The 17,431-nt window shown below is 37.2% G+C and carries 15 protein-coding genes and 3 pseudogenes; 15 read left to right on the top strand and 3 right to left on the bottom strand.

Translation table 11 applies throughout. The annotated features are described in order from the left end of the window. Window positions 1-46: 46 nt before the first annotated feature. The 10 genes and pseudogenes from istA (at window position 47) to Gferi_RS10340 (ending at window position 8,215) form a co-directional block, all read left to right on the top strand. Window positions 47-1,288: an IS21 family transposase gene (istA, locus tag Gferi_RS10380; RefSeq protein ID WP_069976170.1), complete on the top strand. Its 1,242-nt coding sequence runs from the start codon at window positions 47-49 to the stop codon at window positions 1,286-1,288. Continuing rightward, window positions 1,288-2,067: pseudogene (istB, locus tag Gferi_RS10375) on the top strand (IS21-like element helper ATPase IstB). The gene istA and the pseudogene istB overlap by 1 nt, the downstream one beginning before the upstream one ends. 46 nt (window positions 2,068-2,113) lie before the next feature. Beyond that, window positions 2,114-2,953, top strand: a complete 840-nt coding sequence (locus Gferi_RS10370) for an RHS repeat domain-containing protein (protein ID WP_069976168.1) — start codon at window positions 2,114-2,116, stop codon at window positions 2,951-2,953. A 15-nt stretch (window positions 2,954-2,968) separates the two neighbouring features. Continuing rightward, window positions 2,969-3,133 (top strand): annotated as a pseudogene (locus Gferi_RS29460) (RHS repeat-associated core domain-containing protein); the annotation flags it as partial. 204 nt (window positions 3,134-3,337) lie between these two features. Continuing rightward, window positions 3,338-4,204 carry a hypothetical protein gene (locus tag Gferi_RS10365; RefSeq protein ID WP_069976166.1) on the top strand — a complete coding sequence of 289 codons (867 nt, stop codon included), beginning with the start codon at window positions 3,338-3,340 and terminating at the stop codon, window positions 4,202-4,204. Between the two features lie 621 nt (window positions 4,205-4,825). After that, window positions 4,826-5,803, top strand: a complete 978-nt coding sequence (locus Gferi_RS10355; protein ID WP_069976162.1) for an RHS repeat domain-containing protein — start codon at window positions 4,826-4,828, stop codon at window positions 5,801-5,803. Window positions 5,804-5,818: 15 nt separating this feature from the next. Beyond that, window positions 5,819-5,983: pseudogene (locus tag Gferi_RS29455) on the top strand (RHS repeat-associated core domain-containing protein); the annotation flags it as partial. Window positions 5,984-6,187: 204 nt separating this feature from the next. Next, window positions 6,188-6,889 carry a hypothetical protein gene (locus Gferi_RS28660; RefSeq protein WP_236932722.1) on the top strand — a complete coding sequence of 234 codons (702 nt, stop codon included), beginning with the start codon at window positions 6,188-6,190 and terminating at the stop codon, window positions 6,887-6,889. 17 nt (window positions 6,890-6,906) lie between these two features. Then, window positions 6,907-7,281, top strand: coding sequence for a hypothetical protein (locus Gferi_RS10345; protein WP_069976160.1), 375 nt, complete (start codon window positions 6,907-6,909; stop codon window positions 7,279-7,281). A 172-nt stretch (window positions 7,282-7,453) separates the two neighbouring features. Beyond that, window positions 7,454-8,215, top strand: a complete 762-nt coding sequence (locus Gferi_RS10340) for a transposase (RefSeq protein ID WP_069976157.1) — start codon at window positions 7,454-7,456, stop codon at window positions 8,213-8,215. Between the two features lie 346 nt (window positions 8,216-8,561). Here the strand turns inward: Gferi_RS10340 and Gferi_RS10335 are convergent, their stop codons facing one another. Beyond that, on the bottom strand, window positions 8,562-8,996 hold the full coding sequence (locus tag Gferi_RS10335; RefSeq protein WP_069976155.1) for a hypothetical protein: 435 nt from the start codon (window positions 8,994-8,996) through the stop codon (window positions 8,562-8,564). Between the two features lie 230 nt (window positions 8,997-9,226). Here Gferi_RS10335 and Gferi_RS10330 point away from each other — a divergent pair, with 230 nt between their 5' ends. Together Gferi_RS10330 and Gferi_RS10325 are read left to right on the top strand one after the other, a co-directional pair. After that, complete coding sequence (locus tag Gferi_RS10330) at window positions 9,227-10,141, top strand: copper amine oxidase N-terminal domain-containing protein (RefSeq protein WP_069976153.1); 915 nt, start codon at window positions 9,227-9,229, stop codon at window positions 10,139-10,141. 293 nt (window positions 10,142-10,434) lie between these two features. Then, window positions 10,435-11,784 carry a CCA tRNA nucleotidyltransferase gene (locus tag Gferi_RS10325; RefSeq protein WP_179948122.1) on the top strand — a complete coding sequence of 450 codons (1,350 nt, stop codon included), beginning with the start codon at window positions 10,435-10,437 and terminating at the stop codon, window positions 11,782-11,784. A 323-nt stretch (window positions 11,785-12,107) separates the two neighbouring features. Here the strand turns inward: Gferi_RS10325 and Gferi_RS10320 are convergent, their stop codons facing one another. Continuing rightward, window positions 12,108-13,412, bottom strand: coding sequence for a stalk domain-containing protein (locus Gferi_RS10320; protein WP_069976149.1), 1,305 nt, complete (start codon window positions 13,410-13,412; stop codon window positions 12,108-12,110). A 590-nt stretch (window positions 13,413-14,002) separates the two neighbouring features. Between Gferi_RS10320 and Gferi_RS10315 the strand changes: the two genes are divergently transcribed. Continuing rightward, window positions 14,003-14,590 (top strand): RNA polymerase sigma factor, encoded by a 588-nt coding sequence (locus Gferi_RS10315; RefSeq protein ID WP_069976147.1) that lies wholly within the window; start codon window positions 14,003-14,005, stop codon window positions 14,588-14,590. Further along, window positions 14,583-15,533 (top strand): hypothetical protein, encoded by a 951-nt coding sequence (locus Gferi_RS10310; protein WP_069976146.1) that lies wholly within the window; start codon window positions 14,583-14,585, stop codon window positions 15,531-15,533. Before Gferi_RS10315 ends, Gferi_RS10310 begins: the two co-directional genes overlap by 8 nt. A gap of 153 nt (window positions 15,534-15,686) precedes the next feature. Here Gferi_RS10310 and Gferi_RS10305 read toward each other — a convergent pair whose 3' ends face one another. Next, on the bottom strand, window positions 15,687-16,469 hold the full coding sequence (locus tag Gferi_RS10305) for a hypothetical protein (protein WP_069976144.1): 783 nt from the start codon (window positions 16,467-16,469) through the stop codon (window positions 15,687-15,689). A gap of 137 nt (window positions 16,470-16,606) precedes the next feature. Between Gferi_RS10305 and Gferi_RS10300 the strand changes: the two genes are divergently transcribed. Continuing rightward, on the top strand, window positions 16,607-17,398 hold the full coding sequence (locus tag Gferi_RS10300; protein WP_207645815.1) for an REP-associated tyrosine transposase: 792 nt from the start codon (window positions 16,607-16,609) through the stop codon (window positions 17,396-17,398). Window positions 17,399-17,431: the final 33 nt, after the last annotated feature.

Here is a 17,431-nt window from a genome sequence, read left to right as displayed (position 1 = left end):
AATTTCCCTCTGAAAAACGGTACACTCTTTCCGAAAGGAGAGAGCTATGGTACAGACAGAGGAGATGTTTATGATAAAAGATATGCGAAGTAAAGGGATGTATATTAAAGATATTGCAAAGCTTACGGGTAGAGATCCTAAAACCATTAGAAAATATATAGATTCAAAGGATCTGCCTGAATATAAACGAAGTGTCAACAAAGAATCAAAACTAGATTCATTTAAAGAATATATCTTAAATAGAATGCAGGAAGGCTGCGTTAATGCAGTAGTAATTCAAGAAGAAATAGAAGCCATGGGCTATACAGGTAAGACTACAATTCTACGGGAATTTATGAAGCCCCATAGAGAAAAGAGTTTGGCGAAAGCCAGTATTCGTTATGAAACACCGCCAGGGAAGCAAGCCCAAGTAGATTGGGGCGAATTCACTGTTGAAGATATAAATGGGAAACTAAAGAAAGTACATGGATTTCTAATGATCATGGGCTACTCAAGACAAAAGTATCTGGAGTTTACGGAAGATGAGAAGATAGATACCCTCATCGGGTGCCATGAAAGAGCCTTCGAGTTCTTCGGTGGTCTTCCTGATACAATCCTTTATGACAACATGAAAACCGTTGTAAGATATGCCCATCAGAAGGGAGAAAATAAATGGAATGAGAAGTTTTTAGCCTTTGCTAAACACCAAGGATTTTCACCCATTAGATGCCGTCCCTACGCTCCGCGTACTAAGGGAAAAGTAGAAAACGGTATCAAATACATAAAGAAGAATTTCTGGGTAAGGATCAAATCCATTAGCAGTATAGCAGACCTTAATCATATGGCACTGAACTGGGTTGTTGAGAAGGCAAACAAGCGAGTCCATGGTACAACAAAGGAAGTCCCTGAAGAAAGATTTAAAAGAGAAGTTCTAAAACCTTACAATTCTGCTCCATTCCTATTGGAATATCACGAGCAGAGAAAGGTAATGAATGATTGCATGATCTCCTATGAGACCAATCGTTATTCGGTACCATATCAGTATGTGGGGAGCTATATTGGTGTGAGAGACTTAAGAAATGGAATATTAGAGTTTTACGATGGTTCTGGAAAGTGTATTGCAAGGCATGAAAAGATAATAGGTAAAAACAAAAGCAGCTACAATAAAAAACACTTTGAGAATATTGTTTCAGGGAGTCAGAAAAAGGTTGCCGCCACAGCACCAAAACTCAATCCTGATACAACACCCAAAGTGCAAGAACGCCCACTTGAAGTGTACGATAAGCTTCTTTGTCGGGAGGTGATCTAATGCTCATCGAACGACTTAAAAGCGCCTTTGATGAACTAGGATTCATTCATATTCCACAGATTTATGACCACCTTGCAGAAGAAGCATCTAAAGGAAGTATACCCTATTTGGAGTTTCTAGACAAGCTCTTATGGGCAGAAATTGATGCAAAACAACAGCGAGCCATTAAGACTAATATGAAACTGGCAAAGCTACCCTACGTTAAAACTATAGAAGAGTTTGAATTTGATTTTCAGCCAAGTGTAGATGAAAGGTGAATAAAGGAGCTTATGACCCTGGCATTTGTAAATCGCAGTGAAAATGTGATACTGTTAGGTCCTCCCGGTGTAGGGAAAACCCACTTAGCCGTAGGCTTGGCAGTCCATGCCCTAAAGAATCGGCATACAGCCTACTTTCTCAGTGCCCATGAACTGATTGGTATAATCAAGGACAACATACGCAGTGGGAGGATAAGTAGAAAGATCAAGACCCTGCAAAAGCCTGATGTACTAATTATTGACGAAGTAGGCTATCAAGCTATGGAGGCTGAAGTCGCCCATTACTTCTTCCAAATCGTTTCCGAACGATATGAAAAGGGCTCTATCATACTGACTTCTAACAAGTCCTACGGACAATGGGGTGAGGTGTTTGGAGATCATGTGGTGGCAACAGCCATCCTTGATCGGCTCCTCCATCACTCCACAACCATCAATATCAAAGGCGACAGCTACAGAATCAAAGAAAAGAAAAAAGCTGGATTCTATGATTCCAGCAAGATTAGTGACCAACAGAAACGGTAAAAAAGGGAATTTTCGACCGATGATTTAAAGGAATTTCAAAACGTAATTGACACCGTCAGGCACAAAAGAAACCTACCAGTACAGCAAGCGGGGAGAAGTTACAAAACTTACCAACAAAAAATCCGACGGCACCCTCATAGACGAATACACCTATACCTATGATGACAACGGAAACCAGCTGACCAAGACAGAAAACAGGGGAACCACCACCTACACCTACGACAGCGTCAACCGACTCAAAGAAGTCCAGGAACCCGGAGGCATAAAAACCACCTTTGAATACGACAAAGCAGGAAACCGGACCGCACAAATCGAAGTATTGGCAGGAGCCGTCAAACTGACCAACTACAGCTACAACAACAAAAACCAGCTGGAAAGAGAAACCCTGCAGGAGGCAGGAAAAACCATCGAAAAAACCTATCACTATGATGCCAACGGCAACCTGGTCAGCAAAGCAGAACATCAAATCCAGGCCCTATCCGATAAAGACCTGGAAACCGTAGCACTCTCCCTGGCGGGAGAGGGAAGCACCGATGCACTGACCCTGTACCAATACAACGAATACAACCAGCTGATAAAAACCATAACCGGGAATCAGACCATAGCCTACGGCTACAACATCGAAGGCTACCGGGATGCCAAGCATATGATAACCCAAAACAAAACAGGAAGCATCTCAGAAGAGACCCTGCTGTTCATCTACGACGGCAGCAAAGTCATACTGGAGACAGACATAACAGGAAACATCAAAGCAGAAAACACCTACGGACTCAACCTGATCGCAAGAAAAGCAGACAACGAAAAAGCCTACTACCTGTACAATGCCCATGGGGACGTAACCGCATTAACAGATCCGGCAGGAAAGATCCTGGGAACCTACCAGTAGGATGCCTTCGGAAACATAAGAGAAAAGACATACGAAAAACCAAACCCCTATACCTATGCAGGATACCGCTACGATGAAGAAATAGAGTTATACTACCTCAATGCAAGATATTACGATCCTAAGATTGCCAGATTCATCACACAGGATACCTATAAGGGACAGCTAAATGACCCACTAAGCCTAAACCTATACACCTACTGTGCCAACAATCCAATCACATACCATGACCCAACGGGACACTTTATAGAGACAATTATTGGGGCAACAATAGGTGCAGCAATAGCAGCAACGAAAGCCGTAAGAGATAAAGAAAGAAGTGACAGGGGAAGCAGTACAAATAGCAGCTCAGGTAGTAGCGCTCAGACAGGAAACAACAGCGAATATATGATGAAATCAAATCAATTTAATGAGACAATTTATAAGCTAGTTGGACTGACAACTTATTTTGCATTGAAAAGTACCAGTGATATTGCAGGAAAAGTATCCACGAGTAAAAGTATGACCATTGAAGATGAGGATATTGTATATGCACCCATGGCTTTGATTGCCTCTGCTAAATATCAATGGTTTGATGATTCAAAAGTTGTAAAAGGAGCGGAAGTTAAAAAAGAAGATAATGATTTATATAATAAAGCAATTGAGGAAGTAAAAAAGTGGCTACATGCTGAAGGTATTTACTATGGTTCTTATTTACAATACTATGATGACATAATTAGTGATATTGAATTGAAAAAAAGCCTTGGTGCTGGTCAACTTGTGGATCTATCTACGACTGTTGGCTATGGTGCGTATCAAGGTGTTAAAGCAGGAGAAGGACATTGGAGCACCATGCTTTATGGAGGCGGAATAGGTGCATTAGAAGGATTTGCAAAGTATATCTCAGAACCAGGTTACGAATTATCTCTTGACTATGAATTAGAGAAAAGTAAGCAAATACGTGATAGTTTAGGAGACTATAGATATCTTATGAGAAAGGAGGATGATAGAAAAAAGGTAATAGCATTATGTAATAAGATTGAGGATTTTTATTCTGAAAAAGTGAAATCACTCAGTAGAAGTATTGAGTTAGGAAAAAACGACGAGAGAACTTTATATGATAGTGAATGGAATAAGGCATGGTCTATAGATGAATTAGAAGAAATTAAGAAAGAACATGAAATTAAAGTTGATTATGCTGAGAAGATAAAGAAAATGAATATTAACTATAAGCAGTCAATTAAAGCTATCAATAACCTTTTTAAAGGATTTTAAATTTGTTTGGTGATGAAAATTCGATATGAAAGTGGGTGGTCAAAATAAAAAACATAGTATATACTCTGATCATTATATTGATTATTGTGTCCTATTGCGCAAATATGATATTTAGTAAATCTGGATTTGATTATCATGAAGGTAGAATGCTAACGACAGTAATAGGCATAACTTTTATTTCCATAGTTGCCTTAGGATTTTATATTTGGTTTAAAATCCAAGAAAAAAAGTATCTTCTAAATGATAAAACAAATAATAAGGACAATGATAAATAATAGACCAAGGGGCGGTTCTTAAAGGAATCAATCAGAATTTTACCTACGAAAAAGGCTCAACAGTCAGTTGTTTACTGGTTGTTGGTTTTTTTTGTGTGCGGCAAGGAGAGGATTCTCTTTTGTCGCATTTTTTTCATCTATATATGCATAGAATAGCATAGAACAGGGGACGGTTCGTTGTTTGATAGATTTAGGAGAAGAGCAAAGTGCGAAGATGCTTTTCTCCTACCTATTTTTTGATTATTTACCATAATATTTGAACTTAAACAGAAAATGCAGATTAAACAATCTTATATACAGTTAATAAGAGTATTCAATCTGCCCTAGGAAACAAAGATGAATTAATTTGAAGTTTTTGTGCATTTTTGATCGGCATAAGGTGCTGTTTCACACCTTCGACAAAGCCGGAAGACTCAAAGCCGTAGAAAACAAGGGAGAAGTGACCCGGTACAGCTACAATGACAACGGAGGCCGAAAAGAAATCCTCTACCCGTCAGGCACAAAAGAAACCTACCAGTACAGCAAGCGGGGAGAAGTCACAAAACTTACCAACAAAAAAACCGACGGCACCCTCATAGACGAATACACCTATACCTATGATGACAACGGAAACCAGCTGACCAAGACAGAAAACAGGGGAACCACCACCTACACCTACGACAGCGTCAACCGACTCAAAGAAGTCCAAGAACCCGGTGGCATAAAAACCACCTTTGAATACGATAAAGCAGGAAATAGGACCGCACAAATCGAAGTATTGGCAGGAGCCGTCAAACTGACCAACTACAGCTACAACAACAAAAACCAACTGGAAAGAGAAACCCTGCAGGAGGCAGGAAAAACCATCGAAAAAACCTATCACTATGATGCCAACGGCAACCTGGTCAGCAAAGCAGAACATCAAATCCAGGCCCTATCCGATAAAGACCTGGAAATCGTAGCACTCTCCCTGGCGGGAGAGGGAAGCACTGGTGAACTGACCCTGTACCAATACAACGAATACAACCAGCTGATAAAAACCATAACCGGGAATCAGACCATAGCCTACGGCTACAACATCGAAGGCTACCGGGATGCCAAGCATATGATAACCCAAAACAAAACAGGAAGCATCTCAGAAGAGACCCTGCTGTTCATCTACGACGGCAGCAAAGTCATACTGGAGACAGACATAACAGGAAACATCAAAGCAGAAAACACCTACGGACTCAACCTGATCGCAAGAAAAGCAGACAACGAAAAAGCCTACTACCTGTACAATGCCCATGGGGACGTAACCGCATTAACAGATCCGGCAGGAAAGATCCTGGGAACCTACCAGTAGGATGCCTTCGGAAACATAAGAGAAAAGACATACGAAAAACCAAACCCCTATACCTATGCAGGATACCGCTACGATGAAGAAATAGATTTATACTACCTCAATGCAAGATATTACGATCCTAAGATTGCCAGATTCATCACACAGGATACCTATAAGGGACAGCTAAACGACCCACTGAGCCTAAACCTATATACCTATTGTGCCAACAATCCCATCACATACCATGACCCAACGGGACACTTTATAGAGACAATTATTGGGGCAACAATAGGTGCAGCAATAGCAGCAACGAAAGCCGTAAGAGATAAAGAAAGAAGTGGTGGGGGAAGCAGTACAAATAGCAGCTCAGGTAGTAGTACTCAGACAGGAAACAACAGCGAATATATGATGAAATCAAATCAATTTAACGAGACGATTTATCATCTTATGGGTTTGACAACTTATTTTGCATTGAAAAGTACCAATATTATTGCAGAAAAAACATCAAGTCGTGAAAGTATTATGGTTCTATCTGCCCCTGTTACATTAATTTCTTCTACTACAGATAAAAGTATTGTAAACGGAGTAGGTAGTTTAGTAGCATATAAGCCAGATGATTCTATATTAGGTGAGAACAAAACGACGGTGAATAATGGTCCAACATGGGTGGAAAAATTAAAAGATGCGGCTCTTTATATTAAAGATAAAGCAATTGACACAAGTAAACTGATACCCGCTACAATTATATTGACAGGCTACTATTTAAATGAATATAAAGAATCAATAGATTTACTCAAAGGGACGGGTAATCTTAAGGTCAAGTCACTCATCAAAGATAATAATACCTTGGTGAAAATTGCAAATAAATTTGACTCAAGTAATCCTCTCACTAAAGAAATGAATGAATTAGTTAATAAATTTATTGCAGGTAATTCAAATCCAGGAGTCGGGTCAAAGCATTTATTCAATGGAGTTTATGAACTCAGGTCAAGAAATGGTGCCCGTGTTTATTATAGAATGGTTGACGATACTATGGAGATATTAGGTAAGTCAGATAAAAATACACAACAAAAAGTGATTGATATTTTAATGAAAATGTATGATTAGTTTATGGAGGTGATACCTTGAAAATTAATAAAATTGATTACCCAGTGCCGTTATCGAACATTGCTGATATTGAGAACGATAATATTGATGTGTTTATAGAACTAGATGATGGATTTCAATATAATATGCTAGTTGTTACTCCGCAAAACCTAAATTGGTTAATGGATAAAGAGAATATGAACTATTTGCCTGCTGGAGTTCCTTTCATAGTTGTTAAGACATTAACTGAAGAGAATATTAGAAATGCTATTGAAAGTTATTTAGAAGATGATGGTTACTGGCTGAAATTATATCAACTTGCAGGTGAACGATTTGGATTATTAAGTATAAAAGAAATGGATGAAATGCTTCTGAAACTAAAAAAGGAGAATGAGGAATTATATAAAGAATAGAAAAGATACAATATAGTTCTTCATATAAGCTACCAAATTGCGACGAGGAGAGGATTCTCTTTTGTCGCATTTTTTTCATCTACAATAGTGTCTCTAGAACAGTAGAACAGGGGACGGTTCGTTGTTTGACAGTATCTCACTATTATGCTAGCATGATGGTGAGGTGATTTTTATGCCAAGATCAGCAAGGAAAAAGAGCAAGAGTGGAATATATCATATTATGTTAAGAGGAATAAATCAACAGAGTGTTTTTGAAGCTGAAGAAGATTATGAAAAGTTTATAAATATTCTCAATACATATAAAAAAGAGATAGATTATAAAATATATGCTTATTGTTTAATGGGAAATCATATACATTTACTGATAAAAGAAGGGAAAGAAGAACTTTCAAATACCATGAAGAGAATAGGAGTCAGTTATGTATACTGGTATAACTGGCAATATGGCAGAAAAGGTCATTTATTTCAAGATAGGTATAAAAGTGAACCCGTTGAAGATGATGCATATTTTTTTACAGTATTAAGATATATACATCAGAATCCGATAAAAGCAGGATTAGTAAGTGACCTGGGAGCATATCAATGGAGCAGTTATAGAGAATACATAGGGAAAGAAAAGATTATTAATACTGATTTTGCACTTAATATGTTGGATGAAGATAGAGATAAAGTAATTCAAAGATTTATTGCCTTTAACATGGAAGTCAATAAAGATCAATGTCTTGAGATAACGGAAAAAGGAAAAAGTATATCGGATAAAGAAATAAAGCGATTAGTGATGGATAAATACAATATAGAGTTAGTAACTTTACAGAACCAGCCTCAGAAAAGCCAGATAGAAGTATTAAAATATTTAAAAGAACTGGATAGGAGCTCGTTGAGGCAGTTATCTAGACTGACGGGGTTTACGGTTAACAAAATATATAGAGCGTAGAACAGAGAACCGGCCCCTGTTCTCTACGATAAATGGGACAATTTGTCATTTGAGCAACAAAGTAATGTGTGGACAGAAATTGGATTAATAGATATAAGAAGAGATTGAAATGTTGTAAGTCATAGAGTCAAAAGGGATGGTTCTAAATGACTCATTTTCGAAAGTGTGGATGAGTGTGACAATTATCAGGTATTTTAGGAATTAGTAAAGATATAATTTTTAGAGCCTAAGTAAAATCAATAGTTATGCACACTTTGCGACAATTGAGAACCGTCCCCTTGTCGGTCCCTTGCCGCAAAGTGTGCAGTCTGAACTTCATGCTAGTAAATTAAAACAACTATGATCTCTATTCGTACCATGAATAAAATTTCACATTGGACAAATCAGATTGTTTCCATGCGTATGTGATTTTGGTATCATTGAAACACTTGTAGCCAGCCATTGACATATATAAGTCAGAAACAGAACTAGGTGTATTACCATGTGGATAAATGATAACAATGTGATCGGAAGTTATACCGATAGTTGTATATCCCTGATTTGCACGGCTCTGAGCTTGGCTATAAGTTACGGAATACCAATGTGGAGTATTGTTTCCATAAAGGGCTTTCAGCATGGTAGAACAAGTTCCTGACGGCAAAGGTGTTCCGTAATCAGATGCTACATCCTGGGCAAAGATATTACAATAAGTTGTCCCATTTGGTGATGGTTGATATTTAGCTGCGTTTTCCACATCGCGGTCATCAATAGCTTTTTTGTAAGCACTTGTTGAAAAAGACATAAAAATTCCTCCTTATTAATTAAAAATTGTATTTCAGCAATGAGGCTAAAACAGCAAGTTGCCTCAAACTTTCTGTTTTATTTGTTGCTGATATTATATAAAGAAAGAATTTCTAGCTAATTTGTCAACCGCAATTACAAAAAAATAATTTTTGTCTGTGTAAATAATTAGTTGTTCTATTATTGGGTTATAATGTTTATGAAAATAAATTGAATATAAGAGGTGAGTTAATGAAAAAGAAAAAAATTATGTCATTGGTCTTATGCAGCTTGTTAGCAGTACTTGTTCCATTTACAGTTTTTGGGCAAATTGAAAATAATAACTGTTACCAGTGTACTATTGATTTAGAACTTACAGATTTTGATAACGGGGAATATTGGATACAAAAAATTACATATGAAAATGGAGCAACGACTACGATTAATCCAGTAGATAGATTTACCTTTCTTATGATAAACAATAATTTTATTCCGAATGTAGATATTAGGAATGAAAAAGGGTATTCTCTGGCTCCGATCAGACTCATCAGTGAAGAATTAGGTGGACAGGTGGAATGGGATAAGGAGAAGAATGCAGCATTCATACAATATAAAAACAATGAAATTATACTGAATGCAGGGGATGAAAATGCCGTCATAAACGGTAAAACAGTCGTTTTACCAGCAGCGGCACAGATCGTTGATGACAGAATGTATGTGCCTTTGAGAGCAGTGGCAGAGGCTTTCAGTGCGGACATTAACTATAATATAAATGGGATCATGCCCTTTGGGAATCCATTGATTTCTATAGATACTAGAATAAAAAAGGTGACAAAAGAAGAGGCTGTGAAATTAGCCGGTGCTGCTATGGAACAGGCATACACAACATTTTTAAAGAATGATAGATATGTAGATGGCACAGATAGCTCAAATAAGGTATTAGCTGAAATCAGACAAAAAATTGATCATATAAAATATAAGGATGAGTTGGCGGGATATTGGATACTGGAAGGACCTTATGAAATACTGGTAGATAAATCTACAGGGGCCCTGTTTTTCAAATATGGCACAAATGGTACCGGAGGAAGTGCCTCCTATATGGAAGGGATTTATCCGGTAGATGTGAATGATATAGATGTCTTTACCAGAGACTATTTTGCAGGATGATACGGGGGTAATTAGTGCGGCAAGGGAACGATTTGTCGCACTTTTCTTTTTTATCTTAGAGATAATATGGTATAATGAGGAAAATGTGAGACGGGAAAAATGCCAAGATATGCAAGCATGCAAAGTGTTAGCAAAATATAACACATTATGATTCGTGGGGCAGGGATCCTAAGAATTAGTAAAGATATAATCTTTAGCGCCTAAGCAAAATAAATATTTAGGAATATTTTGCGACAACTGAGAACTGTCCCCTTTGTCGCACTGATAGAAATCGTCAAAAGGAGATTGTTGAAATGAAGATTCCAATGCCTCCGGAGGTAGGGGCAATTTTAAAAATCATCAGTGGCAGCGGTTACGAATCATTTATTGTAGGCGGGTGTGTTCGGGATTCTTTATTGGGAAGGGCTCCTCAGGATTGGGATATAACTACGAATGCGAAACCAGAGACCGTTGTTGAGATATTTGAGCATAAGGGATACAAGGTGACCTTAACAGGGTTAAAACATGGGACTGTCACTTTGGTTAAGAATAGAGAACATTATGAGGTGACGACCTATCGGGTGGACGGCCTGTATGAAGATTCCAGAAGACCTGGCAGTGTCCAATTCACATCCAGCATCCAGGAAGATTTAAGCAGGCGGGATTTTACTATTAACGCGATGGCATATAACTATATAGATGGATTGATAGACTGTTTTAACGGGTATGAAGATTTGCAGAATAAAATGGTAAGGTGTGTTGGAGATCCGTTTAGCAGATTTCAAGAAGATGCACTTAGGATGATGAGAGCTATTCGGTTTACAGCACAATTGAGCTTCAAGCTGGACCCGGCAGCTAAAGATGGAATTTCCAATAATGCATATTTACTCCAAAATATCAGTAAAGAAAGGATTCGGGAAGAATTTTCTAAAATCATTACTGCGGATAAACCGTCTTCCTATATAAGAGATATGATATCCGTCGGGTTGATGAAATATATAATCCCTGAAATATATGGGTGTATAGGATTTGAACAGCATAATCCCAACCATGATAAAGATGTGTTGAATCATATTCTAGATGTGCTGGATCATACAGAGGGCGATCTAATATTGAGATTATCTGCATTATTTCATGATATTGGAAAGCCGCAGACCTTTACAATGGATGAAAAAGGCATAGGACATTTCTATACCCATCATTTAAGAAGTGCCCATATGGCTGAAGTGATCATGAAACGGCTGCGTTACGATAACAAATCCATTGAACAGGTAGCGATATTAGTTAGGGAGCATATGTCAAGGTATGAAAAACCAAGAGCAGCAGTTTTAAAGAAGTTTATTAACAGAGTGGGTATTGAGAATTTGGACAGGTTATTTAAATTACAGATAGCAGATATCAAAGGATCTGCATATAGGGATAATACAAGTATTATTATAAGGTTGAAGGAGGCAGTTGAAAAGGTATTAAATGAAAAGCAGCCTCTATCGGTAAAAGAGTTAGAGATTAGCGGGTATGATTTAATGCAGCTGGGAATATCACAAGGAAAGAGGATTGGAGAGATTTTGAACGAGCTAATGGAAATTGTGCTGGATTACCCGGAGTTTAATGAAAAAGAGAAGTTGCTTGAGCTTGCAAGAGAAATACAGGAGAGGACAGTTTAAGCCCAACGGTGTAGACAGGGGGAACGTTTGAAAATTCCTCTAAGGAAGCTATAACTGAGCGTCCTCGATCATGGACCTCGGTAATGTTGGTATAAAATTAGAGAGGGACTAAGCAAAATCATCCTGGCAATATTGTCTTCGACAACACAGGAGACTATAAAATAATTTATGGGTAAATGAAATAAGACTCCTTTCTGGCGCGTTTTACAATTACTATCAGAAAGGAGTCTTGATTTTACAGTCTCTCCAAAATCAATATTTAGGAATACTTTGCGACGATTAAGAACCCGCCCGTTCCCTCGCCGCACTGGTCTTTGCTGCACTTACTCCTTATTATAATATACTACATATTCTTTCACAAAAATTTTGTCACCATTCTCTGCAATAATAGTAACTACGTTACCTATCCCCTTTTCTTTACGGGCAATTTCATTATCTGTAGACAATTTTACGGTAATACTGAAACGGTTATTTACAGGCTTAGTTCTTGTATTAAAATTTAATGGGCTTTGTACGATTATGTATTCTGTATTTTCACAAGTGCCTGAAACGGTAAAGGATTCTTGATCTGTTACTTCTGGAATTTCTTCATCTAGATATATCACTGGTTTTTTATACTCCGTTTCTTTTTCAGGACTGCTGCTACCGTAGTAATCTTCCTCCACCTTTAAATTTTTATCATAGTAGACATCAATCTTTTTTTCTATCTTTTTATTAGATTCTTTATTTTCCGCAATGACAGTGACTATATTATTATTGGGTTGTAAGTCATTAAGCCAATATTCAAATTCCCCTTTTTTATTTGTTGAAACCTTTTTACCGTTTATTGTTACTGTATTTTCTGGATTTGTATTTCCGGTGATTAAAACCTTACCATCTTCTGTGGATTTATTTTCAGCTTCTACATTTAAATATATTTCGTCAATTATTCTTTCGATAGTAAAAGTTGTTGTTGTTTTTAACGCTTGATTATTTACAACTACTACTTCAAACTCATTTTTTATATTTTTTAGTTCGACGATATATTCATTATTAGCATCTAAATTTATAATATTGCCATTTAGATATATAGAATTTTCTTTATCTGTAATTATCTTTATTGTAGCCTGATTTTTTTCACTCTTGCTAGGGGCTTCTATCTTTACCTGAGGCTGTTCATTTTGGATTTTTTCATTATTTTCATCGATAGTATATGTAATAGATACAGTTCTTAATTGGCTATCCCAACGGACCTGACTGCCTAAATGCTCCATTATCACCCTTATAGGTAAATATATTCTGTTATTTTTTATTAAAGATGGTGCGTCATTGTCTACTTTTTTTCCATTTACGAGGATATAGGGTTCATTTATGGGCACCTCTATTTTAATGTCATTTTTTTGTATCAATACTGTTTTTGCTTCATTTTTCCATTCGACAATTGCGCCAAAGGTTTCAAGTGTAACCCGAAGAGGAACTTGAATCCTATTATTTTCATCAATAAATGGATATCCTGTTGCTTCATCAAAAGGTACATAATTGTTATTAATTGATATGTGGATTGGTTCTTGTATTTGTGCTGATGAAATCACAGGAAAGATCAATAGGGTAACCATCAACATAATAAATATTAAACTTCTTCTTAGCAACTTAAACGACCTCCTTTAAATTTACTATAATTGAAAAATTTGGAATAGCCTTCATTAGCATTCTATAACAAATCTTTAAAAAAATAAATACATATCTTAAAAATTATTCATATTGCAAAAGGATTTTTATAGTGTAGATGCAGACACGGGGCCAACGATGCTATCTTGGAAAGATAAACTTATATGGATATACTTTACATTGAGCAATGACCATGCCAAATTAGAAAAGAATAAGAAAAGAACGCAAATATTACCCGCATTGTATTTCTGAAAAATGAAAAGAAAAATATATCTCTAAGAAAGAAAGATACTGCTATTCCCTGCGGGCTGGATCAGTTATGAACTTTTTCTAACTTGATGCATACATCAGAATCCAGTAAGAATTAGATTGATAAAGGATTCTGAAGATTACAAATAGAGCAGTTATAATCCGTGTATGGGGGAAAATAGCTGTTTTTCTAATGTTGTACAGTTGCAAAAATAGACAGAAGAACCGTCCCCTTGTCTTTATGAAAAAATAAATGAACCTTTTGACGGATTTATATCTCTCTTATTATATAGGAGCTCCTAAAAAGTAAGGAGGAAAAATTTTGGACCGAGTAACTTTGATAAAACGCTGCCAGCTGGGCGATCGGGAAAGCTTTGAGCAACTTTATAGAATATACAGTAAGAATGCCATGGGTACAGCATATCTTATAGCCGGACATAAGGGAATTGCTGAAGACATTGTGCAAGAGGCTTTTTTTCAATGCTATAGGGAGATAAAGAAGTTAAAAGAACCCAGTGCTTTTGATGTATGGTTTTACAAGCTGCTGATAAGGTTGGCTTGGAAGATGTCGGCAAAGCATCAAAATATACCCTTTATTGAGAAGGGAATTCATAGGGATTTGCACTGCGACGGGACTTCTGGCACCACGGAAGACCTGATAGCAAACAGGCTGCTTATACATGAAGCGATCGAAAAACTAAGTCCGCCCTTAAAAACGGTCATTATCCTTTATTACTTTAATGATATGACCATTAAGCAGATTTCAATGGTGCTTGGCTGCTTTCAGGGGACGGTAAAATCCAGGCTGCATAACGCGAAAAAGCTTCTGCAAAAAGAACTCTGTGAGATTTTGGATGAAGATACTATCAAGATGATCTACAGGGGAAAGGAGTGTAGGATGAATGATTAACAGACAGGACCTTGATGCGAAGATCAAGTCGGAGCTTGCCATAAAAGCTAAGGAGGCTGAACTCTCAGATGAAATGTTTGAGAAGATTATAAAGCGTATCGGGACGGACACCCCTAGTGATGACAATACATGGAATACCGGATATACAAAAATATTGATAAAAAGATGGATTGCCGTTTCCTTGTGCGGTATTTTAGCTTTTACGGGAATACTGCTGACATTTTCAGTAGAAGTCAGAGCCCTTGCATTAGAGGCAGCCAATACTATTAAAACAATATTTGTGCTTGAAAAGCAGAAGGATGAATACAAAATAGTTGAAAAGCCAGATACAGATGAGATATTTAAACCAATCGTCTCTAGAGGATCTGGGCTAAGCGAGGCAGAACTGACAGAAAAGCTGGGTTTTCATGTTCACTTCCCTGAAACCCTTTGCGAAGAATATACATATGAACGCAAATCCGAAGGGGTAGGGATTACGAAACCTGTAAATGCAGAGGAGTGGAAACAGCTCCAATGGGTTATGATTAGAGCTATAGCGGATGAGGATACCTTTAATCATCTCAGTGACTATAAGCCTTATAGGGATGTACATGCTACTTATATGGATCAGAGGGGCGATAAGCTGTTTATTACTATGGAAGATGCAGACGTACCCATAGAGGAAAAAAATATAGTCTTAGTTGCCGAACCAAAGGTAGGAAGTGTAAAGGCGGCTTGGATTGAAGAAACCTATCCCGATTATAAGTTTATTTATGAAAATGGAATAGGACAATCTGATATATATACGGAGCCTGAAGGAATTATTAAGGGCTATTACTTAATCTGGTCCGTCAATGGCGTCAGATACCGGATCAATACCTTAAAAGAATTTGAGCTTACCATGGAGGAAGCTGTAAAGATTGCGAAAGCCTTCATGGAGGGGTTGAAGACAGGAAAATCATAGATGAGACAGAAAATTGTCACACAGCCTGCCGTCACTGAATGCTTCTAAAAAACTGTTGATAGGGTAATTGTTATTTTAAAATAGTAAAAACCGCTTAGATGGTGGTAAATATTTGCACCATTTAAGCGGTTTACACATTTTACGGGATAGACTCTATAAATATCCTTCTATCTTCTCATTTTCTATAAACATTTCAAGGACATCGGCCATCTTAGATTCAGACATATATTTTAACTGCTTTGCATCTAAGCCCTGCATCATTTTTTCTATTTCCTTTTCCATTTCACCGACTCTTTTAGAAAGCTCAAGCAGTTCATCTAAAAGCATTTTTTTGGCTTCATTAACGGCTTTCCAAGCGGATGAGGGATCATTCAGCAAATCTGCATTTCTAAATTGTGTAGCTAAGGAGTCTTCTTGTGAATAGGATACCCCTTCCCGTTGGGCTTTCATTTTTTCAACCGCTTCTATCAGATCAGCAATATCTTTTATACTTTTTTCAATATCATTTGCTTCCGCCAAAAGTTCATCGTTTAAATTATGGTTTTCTGGCGTTTCTTCAATTGCAGGAGTCTCCTGCTGCTCTCCGGCAGGCTCAGAGGATTCCTTTTGGTTAGCTGCTTTGTCCCAGAAGCTCTTAAAGCTGTTTAGAATTTCATCTAAAGTTTTATCTATCTCTGTTAAAAGATTTGCTTTCTGCTCAAAGGTTTTATAATATTCTTCAATTTTATTTTCCAATTTTTCTGTCCTATACAAATTTCTGATCTTAAGCTTTTGAATGGCCTCCTCGCTTAGCTCTAAGCTTACAGCTTTATTAGATATCTTGGTTTCAATCATTTCACAGACCTTATTTAATTTCTGATTTTGGCGCTGTGGATGCTCCTGTAGTGTATTTTTCCAAAGAATAGAATGCGTACTGCCTGTTGAATGGATATTCATACGGATAACCTCCCTGTGTAAAATATATAATCTCTTATTTATTTTTTCGGTATTTTATCCAAATACTTTAATAGACGAGGGGACGGTTCTCCTGTCTTGACACAATAAGCGTATATGGATATAATTTACATTGGGTGATGATGATGCCAAGGCAAAAAAGAGTAAAAAGTGAAAGTGGATATTACCACATCATACTTCGGGGAAATGAAAAGAGGAATATATTCCATAATGACGAAGATAAACAGTACTTCATAGACATCTTGGAAAGCAAGAAAGAAGGGTACTGCTATTCTATTCATGCTTTTTGCTTAATGGACAACCACCTTCACCTTTTGATGAATGAAGGAGAAGAGGATATTGCTAAAATAATGAAGCGAATTACTGTGAGTTATGTCTATTATTTCAACAAAAAGTATAAAAGAGTGGGGCACCTGTTCCAAGACCGGTTTCGAAGTGAAACAGTTGAAGAAGATCGTTATATCCTTTCATTAACCCGATATATACACCAAAATCCGGTAAAGGCTGGATTAGTAAAGCGTCCCGAGGATTACAAATGGAGCAGTTACAACGCATATATATACAATAACAATTGCTTTTCTAATGTTGTAGATACCGATACAGTCTTAGGGATCTTCTCCAAAAATGTGAAAACAGCCAAAACACTGTTTCATAAATATATGAGAGAAGAAAACGCGGATGAGTTTATTGACATAGAAGAAAAGGAAGAAGTTTTAGACGAGGAAGAGGCCAAAGCGCTTTATGAGAAGATGTTGCTAAATTGGGGACTAGATAGCAAGGAAAGTGCAAGCGCAGACCTTCCGGAAGCGTTCATTCGGGAATTCAAGACGAAAACAAACTTATCCATTCGGAAAATTGCAGCGATTACCGGTATGAATAAGGATAAGATTAACAAAACACTTAGAGGATAGACAAGAGAACCGTCCCCTTGTCTTTGAAGAGGA

The sequence above is a fragment of the Geosporobacter ferrireducens genome, assembly GCF_001750685.1.
Classification (GTDB): Bacteria; Bacillota; Clostridia; order Peptostreptococcales; family Thermotaleaceae; genus Geosporobacter; species Geosporobacter ferrireducens.
This window is presented reverse-complemented; position numbering and strand designations above follow the sequence as displayed.